This is a genomic window from Paraburkholderia sp. BL27I4N3 (genome assembly GCF_003386115.1).
Classification (GTDB): domain Bacteria; phylum Pseudomonadota; class Gammaproteobacteria; order Burkholderiales; family Burkholderiaceae; genus Paraburkholderia.
In genome coordinates this window covers 5971884-5994379 of record NZ_QREJ01000001.1, presented here as the reverse complement: position 1 = coordinate 5994379, position 22496 = coordinate 5971884, and the positions used below count along the sequence as shown (strand labels likewise).

26 protein-coding genes and 1 pseudogene are annotated in these 22496 nt (G+C 64.5%); 14 read left to right on the top strand and 13 right to left on the bottom strand.

Features of this window, described 5'->3' with window-relative positions; genetic code table 11:
• Positions 1-40 precede the first annotated feature (40 nt).
• Positions 41-1369 (top strand): Nramp family divalent metal transporter, encoded by a 1329-nt coding sequence (locus B0G71_RS27260; RefSeq protein ID WP_116145672.1) that lies wholly within the window; start codon positions 41-43, stop codon positions 1367-1369.
• A 145-nt stretch (positions 1370-1514) separates the two neighbouring features.
• Here B0G71_RS27260 and flhC read toward each other — a convergent pair whose 3' ends face one another.
• The 7 genes and pseudogenes from flhC to B0G71_RS27225 all read right to left on the bottom strand — a co-directional run bounded on the left by flhC (position 1515) and on the right by B0G71_RS27225 (position 6002).
• The gene (flhC, locus tag B0G71_RS27255) at positions 1515-2084 is read right to left on the bottom strand and encodes a flagellar transcriptional regulator FlhC (protein ID WP_106277232.1); all 570 of its coding nucleotides are present in this window, start codon (positions 2082-2084) and stop codon (positions 1515-1517) included.
• A 14-nt stretch (positions 2085-2098) separates the two neighbouring features.
• Positions 2099-2419 (bottom strand): flagellar transcriptional regulator FlhD, encoded by a 321-nt coding sequence (gene flhD / locus B0G71_RS27250; RefSeq protein WP_007177882.1) that lies wholly within the window; start codon positions 2417-2419, stop codon positions 2099-2101.
• Between the two features lie 646 nt (positions 2420-3065).
• A pseudogene (locus tag B0G71_RS27245) lies at positions 3066-3467 on the bottom strand (YeeE/YedE thiosulfate transporter family protein); the annotation flags it as partial.
• 177 nt (positions 3468-3644) lie between these two features.
• Positions 3645-4181 (bottom strand): GNAT family N-acetyltransferase, encoded by a 537-nt coding sequence (locus B0G71_RS27240; protein WP_116145670.1) that lies wholly within the window; start codon positions 4179-4181, stop codon positions 3645-3647.
• A gap of 72 nt (positions 4182-4253) precedes the next feature.
• Positions 4254-5156: a helix-turn-helix domain-containing protein gene (locus B0G71_RS27235; protein WP_116145668.1), complete on the bottom strand. Its 903-nt coding sequence runs from the start codon at positions 5154-5156 to the stop codon at positions 4254-4256.
• A gap of 136 nt (positions 5157-5292) precedes the next feature.
• Positions 5293-5595, bottom strand: a complete 303-nt coding sequence (locus B0G71_RS27230) for an addiction module antidote protein (RefSeq protein WP_106277238.1) — start codon at positions 5593-5595, stop codon at positions 5293-5295.
• Complete coding sequence (locus tag B0G71_RS27225; RefSeq protein ID WP_404935406.1) at positions 5592-6002, bottom strand: type II toxin-antitoxin system RelE/ParE family toxin; 411 nt, start codon at positions 6000-6002, stop codon at positions 5592-5594. Before B0G71_RS27225 ends, B0G71_RS27230 begins: the two co-directional genes overlap by 4 nt.
• 236 nt (positions 6003-6238) lie before the next feature.
• Between B0G71_RS27225 and B0G71_RS27220 the strand changes: the two genes are divergently transcribed.
• The 6 genes from B0G71_RS27220 to B0G71_RS27195 all read left to right on the top strand — a co-directional run bounded on the left by B0G71_RS27220 (position 6239) and on the right by B0G71_RS27195 (position 9163).
• Positions 6239-6607, top strand: coding sequence for a nuclear transport factor 2 family protein (locus B0G71_RS27220; protein ID WP_116145666.1), 369 nt, complete (start codon positions 6239-6241; stop codon positions 6605-6607).
• Between the two features lie 25 nt (positions 6608-6632).
• Positions 6633-7058, top strand: a complete 426-nt coding sequence (locus tag B0G71_RS27215) for a hypothetical protein (RefSeq protein ID WP_116145664.1) — start codon at positions 6633-6635, stop codon at positions 7056-7058.
• A gap of 96 nt (positions 7059-7154) precedes the next feature.
• The gene (locus B0G71_RS27210; protein ID WP_116123360.1) at positions 7155-7619 is read left to right on the top strand and encodes an RbsD/FucU family protein; all 465 of its coding nucleotides are present in this window, start codon (positions 7155-7157) and stop codon (positions 7617-7619) included.
• A gap of 155 nt (positions 7620-7774) precedes the next feature.
• Positions 7775-8182, top strand: coding sequence for a VOC family protein (locus B0G71_RS27205; protein WP_116145663.1), 408 nt, complete (start codon positions 7775-7777; stop codon positions 8180-8182).
• Positions 8183-8394: 212 nt separating this feature from the next.
• Positions 8395-8826, top strand: coding sequence for a DoxX family protein (locus B0G71_RS27200; protein WP_106277245.1), 432 nt, complete (start codon positions 8395-8397; stop codon positions 8824-8826).
• A gap of 64 nt (positions 8827-8890) precedes the next feature.
• On the top strand, positions 8891-9163 hold the full coding sequence (locus B0G71_RS27195) for a hypothetical protein (protein WP_106277247.1): 273 nt from the start codon (positions 8891-8893) through the stop codon (positions 9161-9163).
• A 117-nt stretch (positions 9164-9280) separates the two neighbouring features.
• On the opposite strand, the gene B0G71_RS27190 is transcribed toward B0G71_RS27195, so the two are convergent.
• Positions 9281-10768: an MFS transporter gene (locus tag B0G71_RS27190; protein WP_116148919.1), complete on the bottom strand. Its 1488-nt coding sequence runs from the start codon at positions 10766-10768 to the stop codon at positions 9281-9283.
• Between the two features lie 143 nt (positions 10769-10911).
• Positions 10912-12213, bottom strand: coding sequence for an MFS transporter (locus B0G71_RS27185; RefSeq protein WP_116145661.1), 1302 nt, complete (start codon positions 12211-12213; stop codon positions 10912-10914).
• Positions 12214-12611: 398 nt separating this feature from the next.
• Between B0G71_RS27185 and B0G71_RS27180 the strand changes: the two genes are divergently transcribed.
• Positions 12612-13352: a response regulator transcription factor gene (locus tag B0G71_RS27180; protein WP_116145659.1), complete on the top strand. Its 741-nt coding sequence runs from the start codon at positions 12612-12614 to the stop codon at positions 13350-13352.
• A 20-nt stretch (positions 13353-13372) separates the two neighbouring features.
• On the opposite strand, the gene B0G71_RS27175 is transcribed toward B0G71_RS27180, so the two are convergent.
• A complete protein-coding gene (locus B0G71_RS27175; RefSeq protein ID WP_116145657.1) occupies positions 13373-14278 on the bottom strand; it encodes a dihydrodipicolinate synthase family protein in 906 nt (301 codons plus the stop codon).
• Between the two features lie 349 nt (positions 14279-14627).
• Here B0G71_RS27175 and B0G71_RS27170 point away from each other — a divergent pair, with 349 nt between their 5' ends.
• From B0G71_RS27170 to B0G71_RS27145, 6 genes are all read left to right on the top strand, one after another.
• Positions 14628-15584 (top strand): 4-hydroxyproline epimerase, encoded by a 957-nt coding sequence (locus tag B0G71_RS27170; RefSeq protein ID WP_116145655.1) that lies wholly within the window; start codon positions 14628-14630, stop codon positions 15582-15584.
• Positions 15581-16708, top strand: coding sequence for an FAD-binding oxidoreductase (locus tag B0G71_RS27165; protein WP_116145653.1), 1128 nt, complete (start codon positions 15581-15583; stop codon positions 16706-16708). The genes B0G71_RS27170 and B0G71_RS27165 overlap by 4 nt, the downstream gene beginning before the upstream one ends.
• Complete coding sequence (locus B0G71_RS27160; protein WP_116145651.1) at positions 16701-16979, top strand: 2Fe-2S iron-sulfur cluster-binding protein; 279 nt, start codon at positions 16701-16703, stop codon at positions 16977-16979. Before B0G71_RS27165 ends, B0G71_RS27160 begins: the two co-directional genes overlap by 8 nt.
• The gene (locus B0G71_RS27155; protein WP_116145649.1) at positions 16976-18274 is read left to right on the top strand and encodes an FAD-dependent oxidoreductase; all 1299 of its coding nucleotides are present in this window, start codon (positions 16976-16978) and stop codon (positions 18272-18274) included. The genes B0G71_RS27160 and B0G71_RS27155 overlap by 4 nt, the downstream gene beginning before the upstream one ends.
• A gap of 121 nt (positions 18275-18395) precedes the next feature.
• Positions 18396-19163 carry an AraC family transcriptional regulator gene (locus tag B0G71_RS27150; protein WP_116145647.1) on the top strand — a complete coding sequence of 256 codons (768 nt, stop codon included), beginning with the start codon at positions 18396-18398 and terminating at the stop codon, positions 19161-19163.
• A 10-nt stretch (positions 19164-19173) separates the two neighbouring features.
• A complete protein-coding gene (locus tag B0G71_RS27145; protein ID WP_106277267.1) occupies positions 19174-19503 on the top strand; it encodes a hypothetical protein in 330 nt (109 codons plus the stop codon).
• A 116-nt stretch (positions 19504-19619) separates the two neighbouring features.
• Here the strand turns inward: B0G71_RS27145 and B0G71_RS27140 are convergent, their stop codons facing one another.
• The 3 genes from B0G71_RS27140 to B0G71_RS27130 form a co-directional block, all read right to left on the bottom strand.
• Complete coding sequence (locus B0G71_RS27140; protein WP_106277269.1) at positions 19620-19880, bottom strand: hypothetical protein; 261 nt, start codon at positions 19878-19880, stop codon at positions 19620-19622.
• Positions 19881-20023: 143 nt separating this feature from the next.
• On the bottom strand, positions 20024-20356 hold the full coding sequence (locus B0G71_RS27135; RefSeq protein ID WP_106277271.1) for a hypothetical protein: 333 nt from the start codon (positions 20354-20356) through the stop codon (positions 20024-20026).
• Between the two features lie 192 nt (positions 20357-20548).
• Positions 20549-22432: a bifunctional sugar phosphate isomerase/epimerase/4-hydroxyphenylpyruvate dioxygenase family protein gene (locus tag B0G71_RS27130; RefSeq protein ID WP_116145645.1), complete on the bottom strand. Its 1884-nt coding sequence runs from the start codon at positions 22430-22432 to the stop codon at positions 20549-20551.
• Positions 22433-22496 lie beyond the last annotated feature (64 nt).

The window sequence follows — 22496 nt, the reverse complement described above, 5'->3', positions numbered from 1 at the left end:
ACGAGGCGCCGCGTTTTATCCCCTTCAAGAGACTCCCGGATTGCAGTTCAAACTACCGACCACCGCAACGGCGCCGTTTTGCCCATCCGAAGTGCAAGGCTCCGTGGCCGTCTCGCCGGGCGCGCCGTTCTGGAAGAAGATCCTGCAATTCGCAGGCCCTGGCCTGCTGATCTCGATCGGCTATATGGACCCAGGCAACTGGGCCACCGACATCGAAGCCGGATCGCGCTATGGCTACAGCCTGCTGTTCGTCGTCATGCTGTCGAGTCTCGCGGCGATGGCGCTGCAATGCCTGAGCATGCGCCTGGGCATCGCGACCGGGCGCGATCTCGCGGCGTTGTCGAGAGATCGTTATTCGCCGGCTGTGGCGCGCTTTCAGTGGCTGCTCGCGGAATTGTCGATCGTGGCGTGCGACCTGGCCGAAGTGCTGGGCGGCGCGCTCGCCTTCCATCTGCTATTCAAATGCTCGCTGACCACCGGCGTCCTGCTCACCGCGTTCGATACGTTGATCGTGCTCGGCCTGAAGGGCAAGAACTTCCGCGATCTTGAAGCGATCATGCTCGGCCTGATCGCGACCATTGGCGTGGGATACATCATCGAGCTCGCGCTGGTGCGGCCGCATTGGCCGTCGGTCGCGCAGGGGCTGATTCCGTCGTGGCAGGCTTTGAGTTCGCGCGAGCCCATGTATCTGGCGATCGGCATTCTCGGCGCGACGGTCATGCCGCATAACCTCTATCTGCATTCGTCGATCGTGCAGACGCGCGCGGTGAAGCGTGATCCCGCCAGCATCCGCTCGGCGATCGGCATGTCGCGCATCGACACGATCGTCTCGCTGGTGTTGGCGCTGCTGATCAATATGGCGATCCTGATTCTTGCCGCCGCGGCGTTCCATGCCACCGGCCACAACCAGGTCACCGAAATCGAAGACGCGTACAAATTGCTCGCGCCGATCGTCGGCACCGGTTTCGCGGCAGTGTTGTTCGCCGTGACCCTGCTCGCCTCGGGACAAAGCTCGACCTTCACTGGCACCGTGGCGGGGCAGGTCATCATGGAAGGCTTCCTGAAGCTGAAGATTCCGTGCTGGCAGCGGCGCTTCATTACGCGAGCACTCGCACTGATCCCCGCGCTGATCGGCGTGCAGATGATGGGCAACGGTGCGGTCGGCAAGCTGCTGGTCGCAAGCCAGGTGGTGCTGAGCCTGCAATTGCCGTTCGCGCTTTATCCGCTGATCCGCATGACCAGCGACCGTTCGTTGATGGGTGAGTTCGCTAACACGCTACTGACTCGGTTCGTTGCGTGGAAGCTGTTCGTGGTGATCAGCGCGGCGAACCTGTGGCTGGTGGTGCAGACGGTGGGATTGGCCGGCTGATCGGTTTTTCGCCGTGCGCGTTGTGCAGGCGACGGCGCGCATGGGACGAAAAAAAAGTCCGCTCACAGGCGGACTTTCTAATCAAGGCTTCGGTTCGAATCGGGCTGGACCTGCCCTCATCGAGTCAGCGGCGCTCCGCTTTCGCTCAGGCTGCTTGCGCGATCTGTGCTGCTTCGAGCGCTTCCTGGCGGGCAGCGGCGGCTTTCTTCGTTTTGCCGGCACGCGACGGCGGCTGGCACGCGCCACACACCACGTTGTGCTGCAGATCGTGTTTGTGCGCTACAAACTTGCCGGTGCAACGGCAGCATTTGGTCAATTGCAGGATTTCGGCGTCGAAGAAACGCACCAGCGTCCATGCACGCGTCAAGTCCAGCACGGGTTCGGTTTCGCTGTGCTGGCAATGTTCCAGATACAGCCGATACCCTTTGGTCAGCGCGTCCAGATGCGAGCAGCGCGCTTCGTTCTTCAGAAACAGGTAGGTGTTGTAGAACAGCGACGCGTGGATGTTCGCGAGCCACGTCATATACCAGTCCGCCGAAAACGGCAGCATGCCCTTGGGTGGCGACACGCCCTTGACTTCGCGATACAAGCGGATCATGCGGTCGCGTGAGAGCGTCAATTCACTCTCGAGCACTTGCATGCGTGCGCCCAGTTCGATCAGGGCAATGGCGCGGAATACTTCCTGTGCGTCTTCCGTCAGGCTACGCTTGAGCATCGCAGTCACCTCGATTAAGCGAACTGTTCAGCCGGCTGGCCTGCAAGCAGGATCGCCGCGTGAGTCGGTGCCACTGCGGTGTGCTTCGTGGTTTGCGTCAACGCCGACAACATCGAGTGGTCGTTGAAGCGGAAGAAGCACAAAAGCTGATCGGAAGCGGCCAGCTTGACGATCTGCGCGAGCGACAGCCCGGCAAGCAAATCAGCCAGTTCCGACGACAGTCCCAGCCGGAACATGCCGACCGGTTTGTCCTCACGCAACATACGTTGCGCAAGCATGATGTAAGACAAGTTAATCTCGCGGATAGAATCCAGCGTCTCGCTGCTACGGTCCATTTCTGTTTTTCCGAAGCCCCGAATTACTATGTCGGCTTTTTTTGCCGTTATGTCTTTTGTGCCTCGCCGGAAACGTTGTCCTCCGGCTACGGGTCACTACCTGATACAGACAGCGACCTTTTGATACATCGCGTTACATTTCGTAACAGCTTGGGACGAATTGTATGAAGGGTAAAACAAGAAATCAATCCCTTCTCAAAAAAATATCTCAAAAAGATACATCAAATTTCGGTAACTCTTTCACGGTCCTGTAATAGACGATGCCCCGTGGATTTTCGGCTACGAAAGAGCTTTGTCTGATCCATGGAAACCCTTGTATCGCGGGCGTTTGGCGTGTTCGTCTGAGGAAAAGGAACGCATTGGCAGTGAATCGGTAATTCCCGCTCGACGCGGAAAGGAAATAGAAAGCGAGCGCAATGGAAAGTAATAAATACCTGTACTGAGCGCTGCAGTGGGGACGCAACAGAGATGTAACAGGTTGGTGCCGCCCCGGTTACAAACGAGGCAACATTTGTAACGTCCTACGTAACATCTAGCAGCCGGTGCATCGAACGCGTTCGACTTCGAGGTCGAAGGCCGGCCGCAGACGCGTGCCCAGTACGTTCCCGGCGAAAGCGGCTACCTGCCACAGCCAGTCGTGCAAGCTGCCTGACACGATATCGATGCCGCATATGAAGGCGCCGACCAGTACCGACGTGCCCGCCGGCGCGACGAGTCCGACGACCGGATGGCCGAACAGCGTGCCGGCTTGCAGCGCAGGGAAGAACAGCAACACGCCGACCGCAAGCATCAGCATCTGGGCGCGCAGGCCGGCGCCGCAGCCGTCGGCGATAAAAACCCGCCACGCCGACGTGAAGCCAAACGCCGCGTGATACAGCGACATGCCGAGCAGCGCGCCGACAAGATAGAGCGCCGCCTGGCGGCCGCTGACGGTCTGTGCCAGATACGCGGCGCCGATCGCGATCAGAACGAGCGCGGTGCCGAGCGGTTTCGGATTGGTGTCGAAACGGCGCGGTACTCGCGGAAGCGAAGTGGAGAGGTCGGACATGTGCGAGTCGACTGACAAGCATTGGGGCGAGGGTAGCCGCGGGACGTTGGAGCACCGTTTTCGGTGCGGGTGCGGCGACGAGGCAGCAAAAAAAGTAGCGCGGATCGCGCGTTGAGGCAGGGCGGTTGAATGAGGGTAACGGGTAACGGGGTGCGACGTCTGACGCGGCGGTATCTATTAGATAAATAGCGCCGTTAGATCCGCGTCATGAAGCACGCCGCCGACATTCAGCGCGCCCACCTCGCAGCCAAATTTGCGAAAGCCGAGCGACTCATACAGTTTTCGTGCTGCATCGTTACGGCTGCCGACGTGCAACTGAACTTGCCGCAAACCCTCCACGCGCGAGGCTCGCGTCAGCAATTCGTTGAGCAGCGCGCGCGCAACGCCGCGGCCCGCCGCTTCCGGCGCGACATACATGCCGATCAGGGCGGCTTTGTGCCGCTGCTTGTCGCCTGGATGGCGGATCAGGCCGACCACGCCGATCAACGGCGTTCCGGTCGATGCGTAAGCGCCGAGCAAAAAATTACCTTCGGCCGCATGCGAGCCCTTTAGCATCGCGTCGTGTTGTGACGGACCTTTGGCGAGCGCTTCCTCGTAACTCTGGCCGAACGAATCCGGATGCGCCCTCAGTCCACGCAGGCGAAGCTGGAAATAGTCGTCGCGGTCGTCGGAACCGAGTTGGCGTACGAGTACGGCGTTGTCGTTCAAGTGCATCTCTCCGCGTCGATCTCGCAAGTGAATGGATAGGGCTTAACGCTGCAGTGTGCCTCGGCTTCTACTATCAGGCTATGGTTGATGGGTCGCCTCGGCACGCTGGCTCTCGCCGAATTCGCGCAGCGCGGCCGCAGTTTCCTGATCGGCTGGAAAGAACGCTTCGATGGCGAGTTCCGAGAGCGTGACGTCGACCGGTGTGCCGAACACCGTGGTCGTGCTGAAAAACGACAGCACGCCGATCGGCGTGCGCAGCCGCAGCGGGACCGCAATCTGGTTGACGGCGGCGTTGTCGTGCCCGGGCGCTTGCGCGTCCGGCGGCGCCGGATAGGCGGCCAGTTCGTCGCGCAGCGCGCTCAGCGTTCTGTCGCCGCTCACCTCGATTTGCCGCTGCAGTCGCGCCAGAATGTGCTCGCGCCAGGCGTGCCAATTGACGATCGACGCCGCGATGCCCTCCGGATGCAAGCTCAGGCGCAGCGCATTGACCGGCGGCTTTAGCAGTTCCGGGCTGGCGCCGGTCAGTAGAGGCGCGAGCGCGTTGTTCGCGGCAATGATGGTCCAGTGCCGGTCGATGGCGAGCGCCGGGTAGGGCTCGTGTCCCTTCAGCACCAACTCGACGGCCTCGCGCGCGGCGGCCAACTGCGGATCCGATAGCGGACGCTCGCGAAACAGCGGCGCATAACCGGCAGCGACCAGCAGTGCATTGCGCGCGCGCAGCGGTACGTCGAGCCGTTCGGCAAGATGCATGACCATTTCCCGGCTCGGCACCGCGCGACCCGATTCGACGAAGCTCAAGTGCCGGGTCGAAATATCGGCTTCAGCTGCGAGCAGCAACTGGCTCATTCTTCGCCGCTGGCGCCATTCACGCAGCAGATCGCCGACCGTGCGGCTGGCCGCCGATGCATGCGACGGGGCGGTTTGCGCAAGAGAGAGTGTGTTCATGCCACCGATGATAGCCAAACCGCGCTCGCCATCCATTACCTGAGAGGTAATGGAATACCCCGGAAACCACCCGCCGAGGCCCTACGAACCTCCGGAAACGCGCCTGCCAGCGCAGCCAGTCCAACGCACTGACCGACCCAGCGAAAACGGTTGAAGGCTAACTAAGTGCGACTCAGGCCGCCGCCACGCCTTCCGGCACCACGTTGAGTTTGACGCCGAGCGCGCGCAGCAGTTTGAGCACCGTGTCGATACGCGGTTTGGATCCGGGCGCGAGTGTTTTGTAGAGGCTTTCGCGCCCGAGTCCGGCGTCTGCCGCAACCTTGGCGATGCCACGCGCTTTGGCGATGTCGGCGATGGCGGCGAGCAGTACGTCGGCGTCGCCGTCTTCAAGCGCCGCGTTGAGATACTCGGCAATCGCTTCTTCGCTATCGAGGTAGTCCGACGCGTCGAACCGCGCGGTTTTGATTTTGCTCATGACAGTTCCTTTCTGATTGCTGCCCACATTGTTTTGGCATGCTTGATATCTGCCGGCTGGGTGGACTTGGCGCCGCCACAGAGAAGCAGATACACCATGCGCCCTTCACGCGCGAAATAGACCCGATAGCCCGGCCCGCAGTCGATGCGCATCTCGGAAACACCGTCTTCGAGCAATTTCACGTCGCCGAAATGCCCGCGTTCCGCACGCCGGATCCGCACGAGTATCTTTGCCCTCGCACGTAAATCCGCGAGCTGTGCAAGCCATGCGTCGAATTCCTCGGTGCGGTTAACCTCGTACACAGGTGGTGAACCGATCTGCTGAGCATTGTATCCTTGTGGATACGGTCTTGCAAGTGTGAAAACCATATTGAAAAAGGCCCCCGTGTTCGTGTTCGTCGAATACATCACATGCCGCGCGTCTGTTCCGCGCGGCCCCATTCGCTACACGAGGTTAGCGGCTGCCGCCCGGGCTGACGACTCGGCCGGATGGCCAATCCGATGGACGACGAAGCGCGCGCAAATGCTTACCTCCCACGTAATCGACGCAGCGCGCCCGAGCCGTCAATCTTCACTCCGAGCCCGCCGCCTACAACGTGTCTGCCGAGCGTAGTGCTCAGTCCTGCCAATCAAGGAGTCCGGAGATGAACGCGCATACCGATCTGATCGACCGTTATTTCGACGCATGGAACGAAACCGATGGCACGCGCCGTCGCGAGTTGATCGCCGCGACATGGAGCACCGATGCCGACTATCGCGACCCGCTGCTGTCGGGCACCGGCCACGACGGCATCGACGCGATGATCCGCGCGGTGCAGGAGCGCTTTCCGCATCACACGTTTCGCCGCACGGGCCAGATCGACGGCTTTGCCGACCGGCTGCGTTTCTCATGGGAACTGGCCGCGCCCGCGGGCGACGCGATCGCGAAGGGATCCGACTTCGGCGTGATCGATCCGCACGGACGCTTGCAGGCCATCACCGGCTTTCTCGACCAGGTGCCCGACGGCGTCTGACCGCCGCTTTTTTACGGAGACCATCATGCACGAGCCCGCTGCCGCCACGGCTCCCCAATCGGCCATCACGTTAGCGCGCCTGTCGGGCGCCCTCGACTCGCTGTCCGGCGCGGTCGCCGGTTTCGCGCTGCTCGCCGGCGCGCGCGTGTTCATGTTCATCGCGCTGCTGAGCTGGCGCGAGCCGGTGTTGGGCGGCGCGGGTCTTGTGCTGCTGGCGGTGGTCGGCTGGCTGCGCTGGCAGTGCGGTGGCGCCGCGACTCTGCCGGCCACACAGCGCGTTAGGCCTACCGTCCGCTCCGGCAAGGCGAGGTGCCGCCGCCACGCGCCACCTTCGAACAATGCCCGCGACGTTGCTTGCTACAATCGTCCGCTGGAATGCGATGCGTCGCGCGGACACGCTTTCGCCGAGCCGGGCGCCGGCTGCTTCGGCCCGGCTCGAACGCGGCTGTGAACCGCCCGTTTCGCGCGACCGGCTCGCTCCGCGCGACCCGATAACCCACGTCCAAACCTCGGCGGTCAGTCGCCGACCGGACTACAAGGAGACACCGTGCTGAAGAATCTGGACCCGCTGCTGAACGCCGACATCCTGCATGCGCTGCGCGCGATGGGCCATGGCGACGAACTCGTCATCTGCGACGCCAATTTCCCCGGCGACTCGGTGGCGCGCGAAAGCGTGCTGGGCAAGGTGCTGCGCCTCGACGGCGTGAGCGCGCCGCGCGCGATTCGCGCGGTGCTGTCGGTGATGCCGCTGGACACGTTCATCGAGCATCCCGCGTCGCGCATGGAAGTGGTGGGCGAGCCGCACACGATTCCGGCCGTGCAGCGCGAGGCACAGGCCGAGATCAACGCCGCGGAAGGGCGCGACGTGCCCTTCGCGTCGATCGAACGGTTTGCGTTTTATGAACGCGCGCGTAAAGCGTACTGCGTGATCGCGACCGGTGAAGAGCGCGGCTATGGTTGCTTCGTCTTCACGAAGGGCGTTCTGCTCGCGCCCGACGCACCTCAGTCGTAACCTTCGCCAACGCCATTGCGGCGCAAAGCCATGAGCGCAACGCCTCGGCCGCCGCACGCGAACCTCGCGCACGTGCTAATTTTTCATCTGGCCGCTGGCGGCGGGTCGAACTGATCCGTCACGGCGCATCGCCCTACATCACGGTGACGGAAACCATGAGCTTCTCGATAGACACTCTCGATCATCTCGTTCTGAACGTCGCCGATGTGGAAGTCAGCGCGGCGTGGTACGCACGTATGCTCGGCATGCGGCGCACCGAGTTCGCGTCGCGCACCGGCACGCGGGTGGCAATGTTCTACGGCAATCAGAAGATCAATCTGCGTCCCGTGACCGCCGACACCGTCGCGTGGTTCACTAGCCGCGAGCCGGTGCCCGGCAGCGCGGACCTTTGCTTCATCACGACCACGAGCCCGGCCGAGGTCAAGGCGCATTGGCTTGCGCAAGGCGTCGAAATCGAAGCCGGTCCGGTGGAGCGCGACGGCGCGCGCGGCAAGATGACCTCGGTGTATTGCCGCGATCCGGACGGCAATCTGATCGAAGTCGCAACCTATCCTCAAGCATAAATACGGCGGTGATTCCGCCGTCGGCACTTGCCGTGGCCGCTACCGGGCGGCCCGCACGGACGCTTTTTCCATTCGCGGCATGCCGCGGGCTGCGTGCTGCTCGTCCTTGTCCGTGCTAGGAAAAGGCGGGCAAACTCCCTATTGTCCGGTGCAAAGTGGGGAACTGCGGGCTGCTGGCCGGGTCTGCTGCTTATTCATTACTGGAGTCCCTCATGTCGCGTCCCGTCGATTCCGGCGTTATCCTCATCGCTCGTATTGCGCTTGCTGTGTTGTTCCTGTGGGGCGGTGTGATGAAACTGCTGGGCTATGCGGGCTTTGTCGGCTACCTGCATTCGAAGGGCGTGCCGTTCGTGCAGATCGCAGCGCCGATCGCAACGGCGGTCGAGGCGCTCGGCGGTCTGTTGCTGATCCTCGGCTTCAAGGTGCGTCCGCTCGCGCTGATCATGGCGGTGTACACCGTGGCGACGGCGGTACTGGGCCACGATTTCTGGAACGTCACCGACGCCGCCTTGCAACGCGACATGGTCATTCATTTCTGGAAGAACATCGGCATTGCCGGCGGCTTCCTGCTGCTGTTCGTGACGGGCGCGGGACGTCTTAGCATCGACGGTGCGCGAGCGCCGCGCGGCGGACTCGGCCTTTGACGCGGCAGTTGAGGTAGCCTGTGCTGACCGCTTTCGATTTCGGCTGTAACCAAGGGAGCAAATAATGATTCAGAGTTTTGAGCAAACCATCGGCGGCAAGGTCACGCAATTGTGCGCGAGTCTTGGTGAAGGGCCTACGCCGCATCGGGTGATAATCAGCCTGGCTGATTCGGCGAAGACGCTGGTGGTTCTGGACGCGTCCGGGTTCATCAGCACGATCAAGGCCGAGATCGAGGAGCCGGAGAAACTGATCGCCGACGCTATCGCCAAAGCGCAGAACGAAGGGCTGATCGAGCGCGCCATCGACACCGGCACGATTCAGGAAGCGTCGCTGTAGGCCGGAACGCGGCGTCGCGAACTAGCCGGCAGGCGTCGAACCGCCGGTAACGACCCCCGCCATGCGCGAGCATCGCGGGGGTCGTTTTTTTGCAGACGATCCTGACGCGCGACACCCTCAGCGCGAGTCGCCGACCCGTTCGCGTCCTGCATGGCGATGCGCGGCGTCCGACGAGTGCGGTTGCGGGTGCACGAAACAACTCAGCACGCCGCCAATCACCAGCAAGCCGACCGACACGGCGGTCGCCGCCCGCATGCCCGAGACGATCTGCGAGGCGGCCGCGCCGCTCGCCAACGCCCCGAAAGCCGCCACGCCGACCGCGCCCCCTGCCTGCCGTGCCGTATTCAATATGGCGGACGCCGTGCCGGCGCGTGGCGCGTCGGTGGAGGCGAGCACGGCGGTGGTCATCGCGGGAACCGCCAGGCCCATGCCCGACGGAATCAGCAGGAACGGCAGCAGCAGGCCGATGAGCGGCGTGCCGGCATCGACGAAATGCAGCAGGCCATAGCCGAGGCCGGCGGTGATCGCGCCCGCGATCATCGGCATCCGCACGCCGAAGCGGCCGACCACCCAGCCGCTCGCCACATTCGACAGCAAAAAACCGCCCGTCAACGGCAGGAACGCGAGCCCCGCCTGCAACGGCGTATAGCCGCGCACGCGCTGCAAATACAGGCTCAGCACGAACACCATGCCGTAGTAAGTGAGATTCACGCAGATGCCGAACAGCACCGCCACACTGAAGGAGCGCTTGCTGAACAGCGAGAGCGGCAGCATCGGCGCCGCGACGCGCGATTCCACCACGACAAAGGCGCTCGCTGCGAGCAGCGCGAGCGCGAAGCCGCCGGCCACGAGCGGGTGGCCGAAACCTAGCGGCCGCCATTCGATCACGGCGGCGACGAACGCGGTCAGCGCGACGATGGCAAGACACTGGCCGCCCAGGTCGATGCCGCGCGGCTTCGTGTCGGAGGCGGGCGCCGCCGTCAATTGCTGCTGGGTGCGACGCGTCGCGACTTCGGGCCGTGGCACCCACAGCAAGGTCGCCAGGAAGCCGGCGGCGCAAATCGGCAGATTGACAAGAAAGATGCTGCGCCAGCCGAACGCCGCGATCAGCAGGCCGCCGGCCACCGGCCCCGCCGCGATCGCAATCGCGCCCGCCGCCGTCCACAGACCGACCGCGCGAGCCCGCAGTTTGGGATCGTGTCCATACGCTCGATTGAGCAGCGCCAGCGAGTTCGGCAGCATGGCGGCGGCGCCGACGCCTTGCACCGCCCGCGCCGCAATCAGCATGGTCGCGCCGAGCGCAAAGCCGCAGGCGAGCGACGCGAGCGCGAACAGCACGATGCCGGCCGCGTATAGGCGCCGCGCCCCGAAATGGTCGCCGAGCGCGCCGGCGGACAGCATCAGCACGGCGAACGCGAGCGTGTAGGCGTCGACGACCCATTGCAGGTCCGCGACATTCGCATGCAGATCCGCGCCGATTCGCGGCAGCGCGATGTTGACGATGGTCACGTCGAGTTGCGTGACGACGAAGCCGACGCTGACCGTCGCGAGGACGCGGCCGAGTGCGGACCGGTGGGGGGAGTTCGGTGAGTTCATGCGACACATCGTAGGTCCGATGCAGCGCACCATGTTTCGGCGCGGCGTGAAGTGTGGATGTCACCCGCCAGCGCAGGGCGTCGAACCCCATGATGCAAACAAAAACGGCGCACCGTTGCGGCACGCCGTCGCTGCAAAGCACAAGCAGCTGATCAGTGTTTCTGCGGCGCGTCCTTGATGAACAGCGTGGTCAGTGCCCCGAGAATGCAGATCGCGCCGACGTACATCGGAGCGGCCATCGGGTTCGACTTCATCATCAGCGACACGGCGACCGGCGTGAGCCCGCCGAATATGGCGTACGCCACGTTGTACGAGAACGAAATGCCGGAGAAACGCACCACCGGCGGAAACGCCTTGACCATCACGAAAGGAATCGCGCCGATCACGCCGACGAACAGGCCCGCGACCGCGTACAGCGGCACCAGCGTGGAGGTGTCGACGGCGAGTTGCTGGAACATCACGTAGTACGTCACCGCCAGCGCCAGGCCGCCGATGAAAATCGTGCGCCCCGCGCCGATGCGGCCGGCAATCGAGCCCGCCATGACGCAACCGATCGTCAGGCACAGCGTGGCTACGCAGTTCGCCATCAACGCCGTGGCCGGCGCGATGTGGAACTGCTTTTGCAGGAGCGTCGGCGTCATCAGGATCACGACGACGATGGCGGCCGAAAGCATCCACGTAAGCAGCATTGAGACGATCACGGCGCGGCCGTGGTCGCGCAGCACGGCCTTGAGCGGCACTTCGGCCGCAATCGCCTTGCGCTGCTTGAGTTCGGCGAACACCGGCGTTTCATGCAGCCAGCGGCGCAGATACACCGAAAACATGCCGAACACGCCACCGACCAGGAACGGGATGCGCCACGCGTACGCGGAGATTTCAGCCGGCGCAAAGTTGCGGTTCACTGCCGAGGCGATCAGCGAGCCCAGCAGAATGCCCGCGGTCAGGCCGGCCGTGAGCGTGCCGCATGCGTAGCCGATGTGCCGCTGGGGCACATGCTCCGAGACGAACACCCAGGCGCCCGGTACTTCGCCGCCGACCGCCGCGCCTTGCATCACGCGGAACAGGAGCAGCAGGACCGGCGCCAGCACGCCGATGCTGGTGTAGGTGGGCAGCAGGCCCATCATCAGCGTGGGCACCGACATGAGCAGCACGCTCAGCGTGAACATGCGCTTGCGGCCGAGCAGGTCGCCGAAATGCGCCATGATGATGCCGCCCAGCGGCCGCGCCAGATAGCCCGCGGCGAAGATGCCGAAGGTTTGCACCTGCCGCAGCCAGTCCGGCATTGCCGCCGGGAAGAATAGCTGGCCGATCGCCGGCGCAAAAAACACGAAGATGATGAAGTCGTAGAACTCCAGCGCCCCGCCGAGGGCGGCGAGGCCGAGCGTCTTGTAATCGCTGCGCCCAAGAGGGCGTGGGGTGACAGCCTGCGCTCCACCCAGATTTGTCGCTTGCATTGCTTGTGTCATGTTTTGAATTGGAAGCCACACGTAGCGCGTGGAAATACGGCGGTCGTCGGGCGAGAAGTGTGGCAAGCGCTGGGTAGAGCACGGAACACCGGCGCGCCGGCCCGGGTAGGGCAAGCGCGTTGACGACTGGGGCCAGGCGGGATTTTACAGGATGAAAGCCGATCGCTTCGGGAAGTGCTTAATTAGATTGGGAAAAGTTCCCTGGAACGTGCCTTCTGGTCGCAATTGCGACGGCGCTGCGCTGAGGACTTGTCACTAGAGAATGTAGGAATACGGGGCGCGCGCTGTCCGGCCGGATTGATTCATATGTAAATTAGGATTGCTCCTATGGGATGGAATGGGCCCGCCTCTGAGAATCGCGTCCGAGCCATCTTACGAGTCATCCCATGCGTATTGCCATTCCCCAGCGCGACCTGGTCATGCGTCAGTCGATCGAAAAGGTCCTGACGAGCACCGGTCATTCCTGCACGACCTTTGACGACGGCCTGAGCATGTCGAGAACGCTCGCGCGTTCCACGGTCGATCTGCTGGTGCTCGACTGGCAGGGCCTGCGCCTGTCCGGCGCCGAGGTTTTGCGCGCGGCGCGCGCGGTGGGCGGCGACCGTCTGCCGGTCATATTCGCATCGGCGGACACGGCGGAGGAGAACATCGTGCGCGCGTTCGTCGCCGGCGCGGACGACTATGTCGCGTTGCCGCTGCGCGCCGCCGAGTTTCGCGAGCGGGTCACGGCACTGCTGCGGCGGGCGTATCCGGACCGGTTCAGTTCCGCCAGTTTCGATGCCGGTCCATACCACTTCGACACACATCGTCAACTCGTCATGCTGCGCGGCCAGCCGGTCCAATTGTCCGGCACGCAGTACCGGCTGGCGTCGCTGTTCTTCTCCAACATCGGCCGTGTGCTGTCGCGCGATCACATCTTCGCAATGGTGTGGGGTCGCGAGTTCCGCGAATTCACCCGCACCATCGACAGTCACGTTTCGCGGCTGCGCCTCCTGCTCGAGATCGAGCCGCAGAACGAATTCCGGCTGCAACCGGTTTATAAAAGTGGCTACCGGCTGCTGCATCTGCGCCAGGGTGCGGCCGCCGTGATCGATGCGGATATCGACGTCGAGAAACAGGCGGCCTGACGCCAGCCAGCCGCGCCGGATCAAATCTGCGGCAGCGCGGGCCGCGTTTCGATTGACTTGCGAATCAAGGCTTCGACCGCCTTGCGTTCGTCGCCGGCGAGCGGCAGACGGGGCGGGCGCACCGGCTCCGTGCCGAGCCCGACGATCGCTTCGGCAAGCTTGATGTTCTGCACCAGCTTCGCCGACACGTCGAGCGCGAGCAGCGGTGCAAACCAGCGGTAGATCGCCCGCGCTTCCTCCAGGCGTCCCGCCTTCAGCAACTTGTAGATCACCACCGTCTCACGCGGAAACGCGCACACGAGACCGGCCACCCAACCGTGAGCGCCCATCAGGATCGCTTCCATTGCGAGATTGTCGACGCCGCAAAGAATCGCAAAACGGTCGCCGACGGCGTTGATCAGGTCGGTCACGCGCCGCACGTCGCCACATGATTCCTTGATCGCGACGATCTTCTTCTCGTCGGCGATTTCCGCGAACATGTCGGGCGTCATGTCGACGCCGTAGGCGAGCGGATTGTTGTAGATCATCAGCGGCAGGGCGCTCGCGTCGGCAACGCTGCGGAAATGATGCAGCGTCTCGCGGCGGTCCGACAGGTAACGCAGCCCTGGCAGCACCATGTAACCGGCCGCGCCATGACGGCTGCCCGCTTCGGCCTGACGGCAGGCGTCGAGCGTGCTGTTTTCGGCGATCGTCAGCAGGACCGGCACGCGGCCGCGCGAAGCCTCGACCGCGATGTCGAGCACTTGCAGCTTTTCATCCAGCGAGAGCGTCGACGCTTCGCCCAGCGATCCGCACACGATGATGCCGTCCACACCGGCGTCGATCTGCGCCTCGATATTCTTGCCGGTCCATACGCGATCTATGCTGAAATCCGCGTTGAATTTGGTAGTGACTGCGGGCAATACACCTTCCCAGATATGCGCCACGACTGCTCTCCTGACTGTTGATGTGTTCAGCGCAGTGTAAGTAGGGAAAATCCTGCCGTCTTGCGTGAATCGCGCGTGGCGAATGACGATTTCAGCATAGTCGATCTGCACGGAGCGTCGCCGAATCAAGGCGCGTGGCTTAATTCGGGATGCAAAGGCGAGGCGCGTTGAAAGCGTGGAACCGGCGTGATTATGGGTGCTCCGAGCCGCGCCCGTTGTACGTCCCACACACGTGCTCAAGCGTCGATAGCGAGATCGAGCAAAGTCGCCACGGTATCGCGTAGTTATGCCGAAATCGTCACAATCCACGCGTAAGCACACCAAGACTCGCCCGGCCGCGGTTTCTAACATGAGCATCATGAAAACCTTGGACATCATCGACTCGCACACCGGCGGTGAACCGACCCGCCTCGTGGTGTCGGGCGGCCCGGATCTCGGCGGCGGCACACTGGCGCAACGGCTCGACGTGTTCCGTACACAGTTCGACGACTGGCGCGCGGGCATCGTGACCGAACCGCGCGGCTCGGACGTCGTAGTGGGCGCGCTGCTCTGCGAGCCGGACGAGCCTGCGTGCGCGGCCGGCGTGATCTTTTTCAACAACGTCAGCTATCTCGGCATGTGCGGGCACGGCACGATCGGTCTCGTCGTCTCGCTGGCGCACCTGGGGCGGATCGGGCCGGGGCGCCATCGGATCGAGACGCCGGTCGGCGTCGTCGAAGCGACGCTCAACGAGGACGGCAGCGTCGCCGTGCGCAATGTGCCGGCGTATCGCTATCGCGCGTCCGTGCAGGTGGACGTGCCGGGTCACGGCGTGTTGACCGGCGACATCGGCTGGGGCGGCAACTGGTTCTTTCTCGTCGCCGACCACGGGCGCGTGTTGGAGGCGTCGCGGATCGGTGAATTGACCGCGTTCAGCGGCGCGATTCGCGACGCGCTGATCGCGCAGCACATCACCGGCGCGGATGGCGCGTTGATCGATCACATCGAACTCTTCGGACCCGGTTCGCGCGATGGCATCGACAGCCGCAGCTTCGTGCTTTGTCCCGGCAGTGCATACGACCGCTCGCCGTGCGGCACCGGCACGAGCGCCAAAGTGGCCTGCCTCGCGGCCGACGGCAAACTGGCCGAAGACGCGGTGTGGCGGCAGGAGAGCATCATCGGCAGCGTGTTCGAGGCGAGCTATCGCCATGCTGGCGACGGCGTTCACGTGATCCCGACCATCACCGGTCACGCGTACGTCACGGCAGAGGCGCGCCTGTGCTTCGACGAGCGCGATCCGTTCGCCTGGGGCATCCGCAGGGCATGACGGCGGACGCGCTGATCGTCGGGGCGGGCATTGTCGGCGCGGCGTGCGCGGCCGAACTTGCGGCGCTCGGCATGCGGGTCGAGATGCTCGACGCGCAGGGCGTTGGGGGCGGCGCGACGGCGGCGGGCATGGGCCACATCGTCGTGATGAACGACTCGCCGGCCGAATTCGCGTTGAGTCGCTATTCACGAGACCTGTGGCTGGAACTCGCGCCGCAACTGCGTCCGCGCGACGCGTTCGCGCGCTGCGGTACGCTCTGGGTCGCCGCCGACGAAGAAGAGTGGCAGGCCGCCCGCGCGATGCATGCGGCGTTCGAGGCTCAAGGCATTGCCGCGCAACTGCTCGACGCGCCCGCGTTGCGGATTTGCGAGCCGGCGCTGGCGGCGTCGATGGCGGGCGGTTTGCGAATCGAGCACGACAGCATCGTGTATGCGCCGACCGTCGCCGAATGGCTGCTGACGCGGTCGCCGGGCGCGGCGAATATCCATGTGCATTTGGGTGCCGCGGTGGCGTCGGTCAGCGCGAGCGGCGTCGCTCTTGCGAATGGCGAGCGCGTTGGCGCGGCCCACGTCATCGTGGCCAATGGTTTGGGGGCGCGGCAATTGGTGGCATCGCTGCCATTGCAGCCGAAGAAGGGCCACCTGCTGATCACCGACCGCTATCCCGGACTGATCCGGCATCAACTGCTCGAACTCGGGTACATCAAGAGCGCGCATCATGCGCTTGGCACCTCGGTGGCGTTCAACGCGCAGCCGCGGCCCACGGGTCAATTGCTGATCGGCTCGTCGCGCCAGTTCGACACCGCCGATCCCGCCGTCGAGATGCCCGTGCTCGCGCAGATGCTGCAGCGCGCCGCCTGCTATCTCCCGGCGCTGCCGACGCTCAACGGCATTCGCGCATGGACCGGGTTTCGCGCGGCCTCGCCGGACGGCCTGCCCCTGATCGGTCCAGCCGGCGAATTCGCTCCCGGCGTCTGGCTTGCCACCGGCCACGAGGGGTTGGGCGTGACGACCTCGCTTGCCACCGCGAAGCTGATTGCCGCGCAGATCGTAGGGACCGTTGCGCCGATTCCTGCCGAGCCTTATCTGCCCGTTCGTTTTGCCGAGAAGGTCATTCATGCGTAGTGCGAGCGCGGAAGCACGTGTGAGCTTGACGATCGACGGCGACCGTTTCGACGTCGCGGCCGGCACGACTGTGGCCGCGGCGCTCGAGCTGGCGGGCGTGCGCGGCACGCGGATTTCGGTGAGCGGCCAGCCTCGCGCCGCGCTGTGCGGGATGGGCGTATGCCAGGAGTGTCGCGTGACGATCGACGGCCGGCCGCATGCGCTGGCGTGTCAGACGCTGTGCCGCGAAGGCCAGATCGTTCTCACCCGAAACGCGGCGGGCGCGCGATGAGATACCACTACGACATTGTCATCGTCGGCGCCGGCCCCGCCGGGTTGAACGCCGCGTCCGCCGCAGCGCGCGCGGGCGCTACGGTTGCGCTCCTCGACGACAATCCACGCGCGGGCGGCCAGATCTGGCGTCAAGGTCCGGGCCACGCGCCGCAGGCGCCGCTGCGCGACCTCCTCACTGCGATCAACGGGCAAAGCGCCATCACGCACTGGCCGTCGACTCGCGTGATCGCGCCGCTGGGTCCACGCGGCTTGCTGCTCGAATCGGCGGAACGCGGCGGCGCATGTGTCAGCTATGAGCGGCTGATTCTCGCGACCGGCGCACGTGAACGGCTTCTGCCGTTCGCCGGCTGGACCTTGCCCGGCGTGACGGGCGCTGGCGCACTGCAGGCGCTCATCAAAGGCGGCGTGCCGGTGCGTGGCAAGCGGATCGTGATCGCCGGCAGCGGACCTTTGCTGATCGCGGCGCTCGCTACCGCGCGTGCGGCCGGGGCTCGGGTGGCGGCGGTGGTGGAACAGGCTTCGGCGTTCGACGTCGCGCGTTTCGGCATCTCGCTGCTGGCCACGCCCGGCAAGTTGCGGCAAGCCGTCGGCATGACGCGGGGGTTCGCGGGCCTGCATTACTGGACCGGCAGCATCGTGGAAGAGGCGCGGGGCGATGGCCGCGTCGAGCAGGTCACCATCCGGCGCGGCCGCGATGGCAGGCGGGTTGTGCTCGACTGCGACCGCGTCGCCAGCGGCTATGGACTCGTGCCGAACATCACGCTGGCTCAGGCGCTCGGTTGCGCGATCAGTGCAGCGGGCGAGATCGTCGTCGACGACGATCAACGCACGTCTGTCGAAGGCGTGCTGGCGGCGGGCGAGTGCACCGGTGTCGGCGGCGCGGAACTGGCCGGCGTGGAGGGCGAGATTGCCGGCCTCGCCGCAAGTGGCGCTGCCGAGGGCCGTGCCGCGCTCGACGCGCAACGCGAGCGCTGGCGCCGGTTCGGCCGCCGCGTCGAAACTGCCTTCGCCCTGCGGGACGCCGCGCGCACACCGCCCGCCGATGCCACGCTGCTTTGCCGCTGCGAGGACGTAAGTATCGGCGAGGTGCGCACCTTCGCCAGTTGGCGCGAGGCCAAGCTGCACACCCGCTGCGGCATGGGCGCTTGCCAGGGACGAATCTGCGGCACGGCGGCGAACCTGTACTTCGGCTGGCAGTCCGGCGCGCCGCGTCCGCCCTTCAGTCCGGCGCAAATCGGCACGTTGATGGCGGCCGCCGCGGAGCCGCCCGGCTTGACTGACCCGCTTGACTGACCCGCTTGACTGACCCATTTGCCGGCACGCCGGCGGATATTGTCGGCGGCGGCGCGGCCCTATAATCGACCGCACGTCGCCCGACTGCCCCCTCAACGCACGGACCAACGGAACCCGCACGATGAACACGCTGGCTGATCCGCTCGAACCGGACGACGCAACGCTGTCCGGCATGCTGTCGCACTTCAGGCTGCTCGAGCCGGTGTTCGACGCGATGCCGGACGTCGTGTTCTTCGTCAAGGACGCCGAGGCGCGCTACGCGCTGGTCAACCGCACGCTCGCGTCGCGCTGCGGCTTCAAGGAAAAGTCCGCGCTGCTCGGCCGGACCGCCGAGGACGTGTTCCCGCGCCGCTTCGGACGCATTTACACGGCGCAGGACAAGGCGATCATCAACGTCGGCAACCAGATGATCGATCAACTGGAACTGCATCTGTATCCCGGCCGCCAGCCGGGCTGGTGTCTGACCTGCAAACAGCCGCTGCGCGATCCCGCCGGCAAGGTGGTCGGCCTCGCCGGCATTTCCCGCGATCTGAAGGCGGACGAGAGCAGCCATCCGGCCTACAGCCGCCTTGCCGCGGTCGTGCAGTCCATCCAGGAAAATTACGTCCAGCCTTTGAATCTGAAGCAACTCGCGGCGATGGCGGATATGTCGGTCGCGCAACTGGAACGCTATTTTCACAAGGTGTTTCATCTGACGCCGCGTCAGGTGCTGCTGAAAACCCGGCTGGACGCGGCCACGGCGCTGCTGGTCTCGCACGACAAGGTCACCGACGTCGCCGCGCTATGCGGCTACACCGACCACAGCGCGTTCACGCGGCAGTTCAAGGCGACCGTCGGCATCACGCCGACTGAATACCGCATGCTGCTGCACGGTACTTCGCGGAGCTGAAGCGCTGCACATGGCTCGTCGCAGGCATCATTACTACGTCTATGTGGTCGCATTGGACGACAAGGTCTGGAACGAGGCGCGTTTCCGCCGTGCGAATCCGGACTACCGGTTCGACAAGCCTTGCGTATATGTGGGAATGACGGGACTGGACCCGGATCTGCGCTTCGACCGGCATAAGGCCGGCATTCAGGCCAATCGCTATGTGCGCGATTACGGCTTGCGGCTCGTGCCCGAACTCTATGAGGTGTTCAATCCCATGCCTTACCGCGGCGCCCAGGACATGGAAGTGGAATTGGCGATTGGACTGCGTGAAGCGGGTTACGGCGTGTGGCAGGCATAAGCTGTGTGACGCGGCTGCGGTGTTCGCCGGTAGCTCTGAGCGGCGTTCGGCTGGACGAAAGAGCGTGGCCCTTCGCTGTACGCGCGTGTCTTCGAACTCGAATATGAAAGCGCGCGTTACTTCACGCCGAGGCCACGCAGCACGGCGTTGCCTTCGGGCGTCAAGCGGATACGCGAGGCGCCGGCGTCGCCGGAAATCGTTTCGATCAGACCGGCTTCGTGAAGCTGCGGAATCTCGGGTTTCGCAGATGCGTCGATCGGCGCGTGCAGCAACAGCAGCAGCGTCGCCAGCTCGTGGTGGCTCAACAGGCGGCGCAGGATGGTGGGCCGCTTGGCCGGCGCCGGTGCGTCGTTCGTGTCGTGATCAGGCTGGTTCATGGTAGCACCTGTGCGGGTAAGTGTCGGGTGGATGATGCGGACGAAGTCTTAAACGATTCTTAAGAGACCATTGTCCTGTAACACCGTGACATGATGATTGCACCGGCCCATGTTACCGATTGTGACACTTACGCCGGCAACCCCTACGGGGCGCAGGTTTTGCCCGCTGATTCGATCCACAGGTTGCTCACATGGCGCTTGCCCGCATAGAAACGGTAAGTTGTGGCTCCGTTGTCGCTGCGCACCTTGACGATATTCGAATCGCCGAAGTCGAGCATCTGGCCTTGCGGGATCGCGGTGGACTTGAACGCGGCGTCGTGGCTGGTGGCCAACTGCGTCAGGCACGCGACCACGTCGTTGACTGAGCGCTGCGTGGTGGTGTCCGTGACGGGCTCGCCGGCATCCGGATTCTTCTGGAAGTACGCGCAAGCGCTGAGGAGCAGGGGAACTGACAGGACTACGGCAAACTTCTTCATATCTCTCCTGACGTTACGTTCGGCCGACACAGGCGCACGTGGCGGCGCTTCTGGCGCAACCGCGCGGCATCGGCCGCGAAATCAGGCGCCATTATATCGGTGCGGCGCGGCTCCCCCGCCGATGACGCACGCGCCGTGCCCGCCTGGCCGCAACCGCCGGGCCTGAATTCGCTTGCCTGATGCGCTCAAAGCCTATTTGCGCCGCTGCGCCTGCGCGGCGAGCCGCACGGCGGCGTTGGCCGCGCCGTAGCCGTCGTAACCGCCGCGCCGCTCGACGATCTCCATGAAGAAGCGCTGGTCGAGCTGCTCCGTGTAAGCATGAAAAAACTCGCCGCCGCGCTCGTCGCGGTCGTACAGGATGTTATTGGCCCGCAGTGCGTCCAGCGTCTCGTCCGGCAGCGCGTAGCGTGCGGCCAGATCTTCGTAGTAATTGCGCGGGATGCGCAGCACCGGCAAGCCGTCCGCGACGAACTCGGGAATCGCGCTGAAAATGTCGCTGGTGCTGAAGGCGACGTGGTTCAGCCCCGAGCCGTGATAGGTGTGCAATGCCTCGGCCACCGCCGTGTGATGGTCCACGGAGGCATTCAGCACGATACGCACCGAACCGTCGTGGCTGCGCAGCGCGCGGCTGCGCACGAGGCCGTACGGATCGGGCACCAGCACACCGGGCTCGGCCTGGAAGCCCAAGGCAGTGCGTAGAAACAGCACCCACGTATCCAGCGAATTCGCCGGCACCGACAGGCACACATGGTCGATGCGGCTCAGCGGCCCCACTTCGCTCGGGCCGTTGATATCGGTGAGGACGAAATCGGCCTCGAATAGGGTGGGCTGGTCCGGGGTTTCGTCGACGAAATAGTTCAGGCTGCTGTCCGGCGCCTGCACGGCGGGCAGCACGCGCTCGTGCGGGCCGATTTGCCCCGAGAACGGCGCGTAGCCGAAGCCGGCGGCGCGCTCGAAAGCCTGATTGGCGTCGTCCACGCGAAATGCCGACGCGCACAGCGACAAGCCGTGCTGCTGGAAGAACGCGTTGGCGAACGAATCGGACTCGGCGTTCAGCACGATCGAGGCCGCGCCGTGCTGATACAGCGTGACTTCCTTCGAACGATGCCGGCCCGCCTCGCGAAAGCGCAGCTTGCCGAGCCAGTCGACGAGCTGCGCGCGCGTGCCGTGGTCGACCGCGAACTCCAGGAACTGATAGCCGACGTGCGCGGGCGCCGCGGGCGAGCGGTACAGGTCGCCGACCGGTTGTTGCGTGCTTTCGAGCAGCGCGCGCGTCTGTTCCTCCAGAAAGAGTAGCGAGCGATGACCGTCGGCGGCCGTGATGGTGGTCGGCGCGGCACGAAAGCCGTCGTTGAATATTTCCAGCGACAGCGGCCCGCTGTAGCCCGTTTTGACGACCTGCGCCGTGAAATTGGCCAGATCGAAATCGCCCTGGCCCGGGAAGCAGCGGTAGTGGCGGCTCCATTCGAGCACGTCCATGGCGAGCTTCGGCGCGTCGGCGATCTGCACGAAGGCGATGCGCTCGCCTGGAATGTCGGCGATCGCGTCCGGCGTGTCGTTCAACGACAGCGTGTGGAAGCTGTCGAGCACGAGCCCGAGATTGGGATGATTGACGGCGTTCACCAGCTTCCACGCGTGCCGGTAAGTCTTGACGTGCTTGCCCCACGCAAGCGCTTCATAGCCCGCGATCACGCCGGCCGCCTCTGCCGCGCGGGCCAGCGCGCCGAGCTGATCGATCATCAGCGCGTCGTCGCCGATGGTGTCGGGCGAAACGTTGCTGCACACCAGAATGCGGTCCGTGCCCAGTTCATGCATGACGTCGAACTTGCGCTTCGCGCGGTCGAGATTGCGCTCGAGGCGCTCGGGGCTGACACCGTCGAAATCGCGGAAGGGCTGAAACAGCATGATTGTCAGCCCGAGATCTTCGGCGATGCGCCGCACGTCGGCAGGCGAGCCGTCGAAATACAGCAAATCGTTCTCGAAAATCTCGACGCCTTCGAAGCCTGCCGCCTGGATCGCGGTGAGCTTCTCGACAAGGGTTCCGCTGATCGACACGGTGGCAATCGAACGTTGCATGAACGGCTCCTGCTAAAACAATCGAACGGCTGTTGAATTGTCGCGCAACCGGGCGCGACGCTCG